The following is a 7,219-nucleotide window of genomic DNA, read 5'->3' on the forward strand; positions in this document are numbered from 1 at the left end:
CGGCGCCGCCTATGCCCGCTGGTCCCTACGCGGCGCCGCTTGCGCCGGCCGGCCCCCACGCGGTGCCGCCTTCGTCCGCTGGCGCCCACGCGGCGGCGCCTATGCCCGCTGGCCCTCACGCGGCGCCAACTATCGGCCAGGTGTCTTGTGCAATGCCGCTCCCGCCCCAACGCGCCGCAGCCGATCGGCCTCAGCAGCAAGTCACCTAGCTACCTAAGAAGCAAATGCGACGGTGCGGTGCGGTGCGGTGCGGGGCAGTGCGGGGCAGTGCGGGGCGGTGCGGGGCGGTGCGGGGCAGTGCGGGGCAGTGCGGGGCAGTGCGGGGCAGTGCGGGGCAGTGCGGGGCAGTGCGGGGCAGTGCGGGGCAGTTAAATGCCTAGCCTCCTAGGATGACTTCGAGGTTGTGGTCGGGGCGACGGCGATCGAGCGGCCGCGACAGACTGCGGCTGACTTCGACACGTTTCGCAGATCTTGAGAGCCGAACACCAACGGCTGCCGTGGTGACCGCCTGCGGTGGTGAGGCGCCAAGATTGCGGGTGGTGGGCGGAGCGCGAGGTGCTGCGACGGATTTGGTCGGGGTGCCACTGTTCGGGTTCTTCAGGATGCGGTGGAGGGGCCGGTGTCACGTCTCTCCCTGGGTGGCCGGCAGGCGGGCCGGCGGCAGGGCGGCGCTCGCCTCCGGCAGTCTTCGCCGGCAAACGTATGCCGGAGCTCCGGCTGCCCGATGTTGTCGATCTGCCGGTCGGGGACTGGATAGTTCGGGGACGACAGCAGAGCGTCATGATCTGGCCTTGGGGACGCTCCAAGCGGCCGTTTGAACAGTATTTTTCGGATATGTCGGCGGGCGCTTCTGCAACGCTGCGGGTCCAGGTGGCGGTCACCGCTGTCAACGACACCTGGGCGACTGGGCGCGGGACCGCGGGGCGGATCTTGGCTTCGGCGCCACCGATTTGGGTGGTGTCGGGGTCAAGGTCGGTGGGCGCGGCGGGGCGGAGCGAATCTGGGTGGGTGGCCACCGGTTCGGCTCGGTCGATGCGGTGGCGGGGGCTGCCTTGGCATCGATGCCACCTGGATCTGTGGGGAAACGAACCAGGGGTCAGGCGGCTTCGGGATGTTCCAGGCGTAGCCAGTACACCAAGTGCCAGTCCTGGTCGTTGGCCAGTGGGTCGGCGGTGGGGGCGGGGCGGCTGTCCACTGTTGACGGTAGGACGAAGCGCACGTCGCCGAGCCGGTCGGTGATCACATGTCCGGCGCCCCACTGATGTTCGGGGCCGTGCCAGGTAACCGATTTGTCCAGCAGATACCGACGGTCCGGCCGGGCCGGGTCGACGAACTGCACGACCGCGCCATCCGCGAGCACAGCATGACCGATCCCGAAGGTAAACGTTTCCCCTTTGAAGCCGTGGTCAGGGCGTATCGACACACCGAACACCTTACGGATACGTTTTAAGTATGCAACGCAAAGACTGGGAGACGACGGCCGACCACCTCCTCGCCGCCGTGGTGCCGTACGCGACCGGCGGCTCCGCCCAGTATCGGCTGCCCGGCAGGGCCAGCCACTCCGGCGAGGTGAGCGACGGCCTCGAAGGTTACGCCCGGACGTTCCTGATCGCCGCGTTCCGGCTGGCCGGCGCCGACGGTGACGCGCCCGGCGGGATCCTGGAGCGCTACGCCGAGGGCCTGGTCGCCGGCACCGATCCCGGCCACCCGTACGCCTGGCCCCCGCTCACCGACATGACCCAGCAACTGGTCGAGGCCGCCAGCATCGCCCTGGCCCTGCACGAGACCCGCCCGTGGATCTTCGACCGGCTGGCCACCGCCGAACGGCAGCGCGTCGTCGACTGGCTGGCCGGCTTCATCGGCAGGCGCACCCCCGACAACAACTGGATCCTGTTCCGCGTCATCGTCGAGCAGTTCCTGAAATCCGTCGGCGGCCCGCACGACCCCACCGAGATCACCGGCGGCCTGGACCGCATCGAGCAGTGGTACGCCGGCGACGGCTGGTACACCGACGGTGCCGGCCAGAACTTCGACTACTACGCGGGGTGGGCCATGCACCTTTACCCGGTGCTGTGGTCGCGCATGTCCGGTGACACAACGCGAGGTTACGCCGAGCGCCTGGCCGCGTACCTGGACGATTTTCAGCACTTTTTCGCTCCCGACGGCGCCCCGGTATTCCAGGGCCGCTCGCTGACCTACCGCTTCGCCACCGTGGCCCCGCTCTGGCTGGGCGCCCTGGCCGGCGCGACCCCGCTCCCGCCCGGCCGGACCCGCCGCATCGCCTCCGCGGTCCTGCGCCACTTCCGCGACCACGGCGCCCCCGACGACCGCGGACTGCTCACCCTGGGCTGGCACCACCCCTTTCCGCCGATGATCCAGCCCTACTCCGGCCCCGCGTCCCCCTACTGGGCCGCCAAGGCTTTCCTGGGCCTGCTCCTGACGCCAGACCATCCAGTGTGGACAGCCGACGAGGAATCCGCCCCGATCGAGCAGTCCGACATCGTGGTCCCGCTCCCGGCCCCCGGCTGGCTCCTGCACGGCGCGACCGACGACGGCGTGATCCGTCTGCTCAACCACGGCAGCGACCGGGCCACCCGCACCCAGCAGCCCGACCCCAACTACGTGCGCCTGGCCTACAGCACGCACACCGGCCCGCAGTTCGACAACGAGCCTCCCGTCGACAATCACGTGGCGGTGCTAGCTCCCGACGGCACGGCTTCCGAGCGCCGCCACGTGGAGCGTCTCGGCGTGGCCGACCGCTTCGCGGCCTCGGCCTACGCCACCGACCAGGCGCGCATAGTCACGGCCGCGGTGGCTTCAGCATCTTCGGAGGTACGCGTCCACGCGGTCACGGCGCCGGCGGGCTTCCGGGTGCGCGACGGCGGCTACGCGCTGGCCGCCCCAGAACCCCCACCCGCCGAAACTGCCCAGTCAGCCCGGCCCTCCGCCGGTGCCCCCTCGGCCGGTCGGGGTGGGCTGGCCGCTCAGGGTGGGCCGGCCGCTCAGGGCGGGCCGGCCGGTCGGGGCGGGTCCGCTGGTCCTGCGGCGGCTCTGGTGCGGCGCTCCGACGGTCTCGCCAGCGGCATCGCGGCGCTGGCCGGATTCACCGCCGCGGCCGTCCACCGCACCGAGGGCGCCGACGCATTCGCCCACCATGCCGCCATCCCGTACCTGGAAAGCGACCCCCATCCCGGCGGCACCCGCCTCTATGTCAGCCAGGTCACCCTCGGCCGCGCCGAACCCGAGCCCGTCGCATTGGCCGCGCTCGACGGCACCACCGCGACGCTGCGCTGGCCGGACGGCGGCACGGTGACCGTCGACCTGGGGGAGCGGCCCCGCTACGAGCGCCGGGATGCGGCCGGGATCACCGTCGCCCGGTGGGATGGAAACAGCGCAGTAACCGGTTAAACTTCGGCCCTACCTACCGAGCAGACCGGAGAACGACATGCCTCGCCGAGCCGACGCTGGTGAGCCGGCCACCCGCCGGGCCACGATCCGTGATGTCGCGGCCGCGGCCGGGGTCTCCATCGCGACGGTGTCCCGGATCCTCGCCGGCAACTACCCGAGTGCGCCGGCCACCCGCACCAAGGTGATGCGCGCCGTGCGCGAGCTGGACTACGTGGCCAACGCGCACGCCCGGGCCCTGTCCGGCGCCACCAGCAAGACCATCGCGATCGTCCTGAACTCGGTGATCTCGCCCTACTACGCGCACGTGGCGCAGGGCGTCCAGACCCAGGCCGCGCACCACGACCGGCTCTGCCTGATCGGCACCACCGGTGGTGACCCGGACCGTGAGCTGGCCACGGTGCGGCTCATGCGGGAGGAGCACGCCGACGCGGTGATCCTGGTCGGCAACGTGGTGGCCAACGACGACTACCGCGCCCGCATGGCCGAGTATGCGCATGCCCTGTCCGCCGCAGGGTCGCAGCTCGTGCTGTGTGGCCGTCCGCCGTTGGGCCGGGATGTCCCCGCCATCGCTGTGGAGTTCGACAATACCGGCGGGGCGTACGCGGCGACCAGTCATCTTCTGTCCCAAGGGCATCAGCGGATCCTCTACCTCGGGCACCGCCCCGGCTACACCACCTCGGAGGGCCGCATCGCCGGTTACCGCAACGCGCTGGCCGCGTTCGGCGTCAGCAATGATCTTGATCTTGAAGTTGAGGGCACTCTGGAGCGCAACGAGGGCTACCGGATGATGAAGCGCCGGCTCGCCCGCGGGACGCCCGACTTCACCGCGGTGTTCGCCGCCAACGATCAGATCGCGGCCGGCGCCCGGCAGGCCCTGCGCGAGCACGACCTGCGAATTCCCGACGACATCTCGATGGTGGGCTACGACGACCTGCCGCCGGCCGAGGACATCGGGCTGACCACGGTGCACGTGCCGCACGAGGAGCTGGGCCGCACCGCCGTACGGCTGGCCCTGGAGCGCGAGGGAACCGGCGCGACCGGCGCCGCGCACGTCATGCTCGGTACGCATATCGTGGTCCGGGATTCGGTCCGACCGGCCGTCCGGAAAGCGTGAAAGGTGACCGCGTTGCGAACGACCCGCTGGGTGCGCCGTTCCGGTGCGCCGCGTCTCGAGTTCGGTGCCGACTACAACCCCGAGCAGTGGCCGCGCGAGGTGTGGGACGACGACGTCCGGGCCATGCGCGAGGCCGGCGTCACCATCGTCTCGCTGGGCATCTTCTCCTGGGCGCGGCTCGAACCGGCGGACGGCGCGTTCGACTTCGGCTGGCTCGACGACGTGCTGGATCTGTTGCACGCCAACGACATCCTGGTCGACCTGGCGACCGCGACCGCCTCGCCGCCGCCGTGGCTGACCGCCGCCCACCCGGAAATCCTGCCGATCGACCGCAACGGCAACACCATCTGGCCGGGCGGCCGGCAGCACTGGAGACCAACGTCAAAAACATTTCGCACGTACGCGCTGCGTCTGGTCCGCGAGCTTGCCACTCGATATGCCGAGCACCCGGCTCTGTGCGCGTGGCACGTCAGTAACGAACTGGGTTGCCACAACATCTACGACTACTCGGACGAGGCCGCGCAGGCCTTCCGCGAATGGCTGCGGTCCAGGTATCGGACCATGGACGCGCTCAATCACGCGTGGGGCACCGCGTTCTGGTCGCAGCATTACGGCGACTGGTCCGAGATCCTGCCGCCGCGAATCGCCGCGACCCAGCCCAACCCGACCCAGCAGCTCGATTTCAAGCGTTTCTCGGTCGACGTCCTCAGGGACTACTACCGGGCCGAGAAGGCCATTCTGCGCGAGCTCACCCCCGACATCCCGGTGACCACCAACTTCATGGTGGCCGGTGCGGTGAAGGACATCGACTACACCGACTGGGTCGACGAGGTCGACTTCGTGGCCAACGACCATTACCGGCATCCCGGACCGCAGAGCCTCGACGAACTGTCCTTCTCGGCCAACCTGACCGGCAACCTGGCCGGCGGCGAACCGTGGTTCCTGATGGAGCATTCGACCAGCGCGGTGAACTGGCAGCCGGTCAACGTGGCCAAGCGCCCCGGCGAACTCGACCGCGATTCGCTGACGCACGTGGCCCACGGTTCCGATGCGGTGTCGTTCTTCCAGTGGCGCCAGTCCCGGGCCGGCGCCGAGAAATACCATTCCGCGATGCTGCCGCACGCCGGCACCGACAGCGCGATGTTCCGTTCCGTGGTCGCGCTGGGCGAGCGGCTGCGCGGCCTGGCTTTCGTGGCCGGCACCCGCCGCAAGAAAGCGCCGGCAGCCATCATCTTCGACTGGCAGTCCTGGTGGGCGGCCGAACAGGACTCACACCCCACCGACCGGTTGCTCTACCGCCGGGAAGCCGTCGACTGGTACACGGCCTTTCTCAATGCCGGCGTACGCGCCGACGTCGTCCCGGTGACGGCGTCCCTCACCGATTACCCGGTGGTGGTGGCGCCGATCCTGCACGTGATCCCGGCCGATCTGGGTGCACGCCTGACCACGTACGTGCAAAATGGCGGTCACCTGGTCACCACGTATTTCTCCGGAATAGTCGACGAGAACGACCACATCTGGCTGGGCGGCTACCCCGGCCCGCTGCGCGACGCGCTGGGCCTGCGGATCGAGGAGTTCGCGCCCCTGCTCGACGACGAACAAGCCGAACTCGACAACGGCACCACGGGCACCCTGTGGACCGACCGCATCGAGGTGGCCCCCGACACCGAGGTGCTCGCCTCGTACAAGACCGGCGAGATGGCCGGCCGCCCCGCCGTGACCCGCCACCCGTTCGGCGCCGGCTCGGCCGGCTACGTGTCGACCCGCCTGGGCCCCGACGGCATCACTCCCGTCCTGGCGGAGTTCCTGTCCCGGGCCGGCGTGACCAGCGAACTGCCGCCGGACCTGCGCGGCCGCGTCGAGCTGGCGGTCCGCGACAACGTCCGCTTCCTGATCAACCGGACCGACGACCCGATCGACCTGGGCCCCGACGGCCGGCTGGCCCCGCGCGGGGTGGCCGTGCTGCGTTAGGCTGACGCTTCGGAACGCAACCCCGGAAGGAGGCGCCGCAATGTCCCAGCAGTCGCGCCCCTTCCGCGAGGAGTCGCCGTCGGGGCGCTGAAGCCGCCCCGGAGGACCCATGACCGATGTGGTCGTACGCCCCTTGTCCGCGTCCGAGTTGCACCTGTTCGACGCGATGCCCGACCCGCTTCCCGACCTGCCGCAGATATCCCTGGCCGACGGCGTGGCGGGCGGCGGCTACGCCCCGGAACGCACCTGGATAGCCGCGCGCGGCCCCGAGGTGCTGGCCCGGGCCGCGTGGCTGCTCCCACCGGGCGCCGTGGGCCGCCCGTGGCTGGAACGCTTCGACCTGCGCGCCGCCCCGGCCGTCGGCGTGGCTCTCCTGCAGGCGGCCTGGGCAGCGTTGGGCGGCCCCACGGAGTATTACGCCACCGTGCCACCCGATTGGCGCGACCGCCCCGAGGTGGTGGCGGCGGCTTCCCGCCCGATGACCGCAGCCCGCCTGGCCGGCCTGACCCCACAGACCGAACGCTGGCGTTTCACCTGGCACCCACCCGCCATCCCGGGCCCGCCGGTGAGGAGGGGAGTCCCGCTCTCCGTGCGCCCAGCCACGAGTGCCGCCGAGATCAACGCTCTGGTCGCCCGCATCGCAGCCCTCCCGACTGCCGCCACTCTCCCGACTGCCGCCACTCTCCCGACTGCCGCCACTCTCCCGACTGCCGCCACTCTCCCGAC

Annotated in this window: 4 protein-coding genes and 1 pseudogene; 4 read left to right on the forward strand and 1 reads right to left on the reverse strand. The window is 70.6% G+C overall.

The genetic code is table 11. From position 1 onward, the window contains the following. Nucleotides 1-1,096 precede the first annotated feature (1,096 nt). A complete protein-coding gene (locus Ari01nite_RS07895; protein ID WP_203780447.1) occupies nucleotides 1,097-1,432 on the reverse strand; it encodes a hypothetical protein in 336 nt (111 codons plus the stop codon). Between the two features lie 20 nt (nucleotides 1,433-1,452). Here Ari01nite_RS07895 and Ari01nite_RS07900 point away from each other — a divergent pair, with 20 nt between their 5' ends. The 4 genes and pseudogenes from Ari01nite_RS07900 to Ari01nite_RS07915 all read left to right on the forward strand — a co-directional run. After that, nucleotides 1,453-3,408, forward strand: a complete 1,956-nt coding sequence (locus Ari01nite_RS07900; protein ID WP_203780448.1) for a DUF2264 domain-containing protein — start codon at nucleotides 1,453-1,455, stop codon at nucleotides 3,406-3,408. 37 nt (nucleotides 3,409-3,445) lie between these two features. After that, nucleotides 3,446-4,522: a LacI family DNA-binding transcriptional regulator gene (locus Ari01nite_RS07905; protein ID WP_203780449.1), complete on the forward strand. Its 1,077-nt coding sequence runs from the start codon at nucleotides 3,446-3,448 to the stop codon at nucleotides 4,520-4,522. A gap of 12 nt (nucleotides 4,523-4,534) precedes the next feature. Beyond that, nucleotides 4,535-6,493 (forward strand): beta-galactosidase, encoded by a 1,959-nt coding sequence (locus Ari01nite_RS07910; protein ID WP_203780450.1) that lies wholly within the window; start codon nucleotides 4,535-4,537, stop codon nucleotides 6,491-6,493. Nucleotides 6,494-6,602: 109 nt separating this feature from the next. After that, nucleotides 6,603-7,219: pseudogene (locus tag Ari01nite_RS07915) on the forward strand (hypothetical protein); the annotation flags it as partial.

Source organism: Paractinoplanes rishiriensis (genome assembly GCF_016862375.1).
Taxonomy (GTDB): Bacteria; Actinomycetota; Actinomycetes; order Mycobacteriales; family Micromonosporaceae; genus Actinoplanes; species Actinoplanes rishiriensis.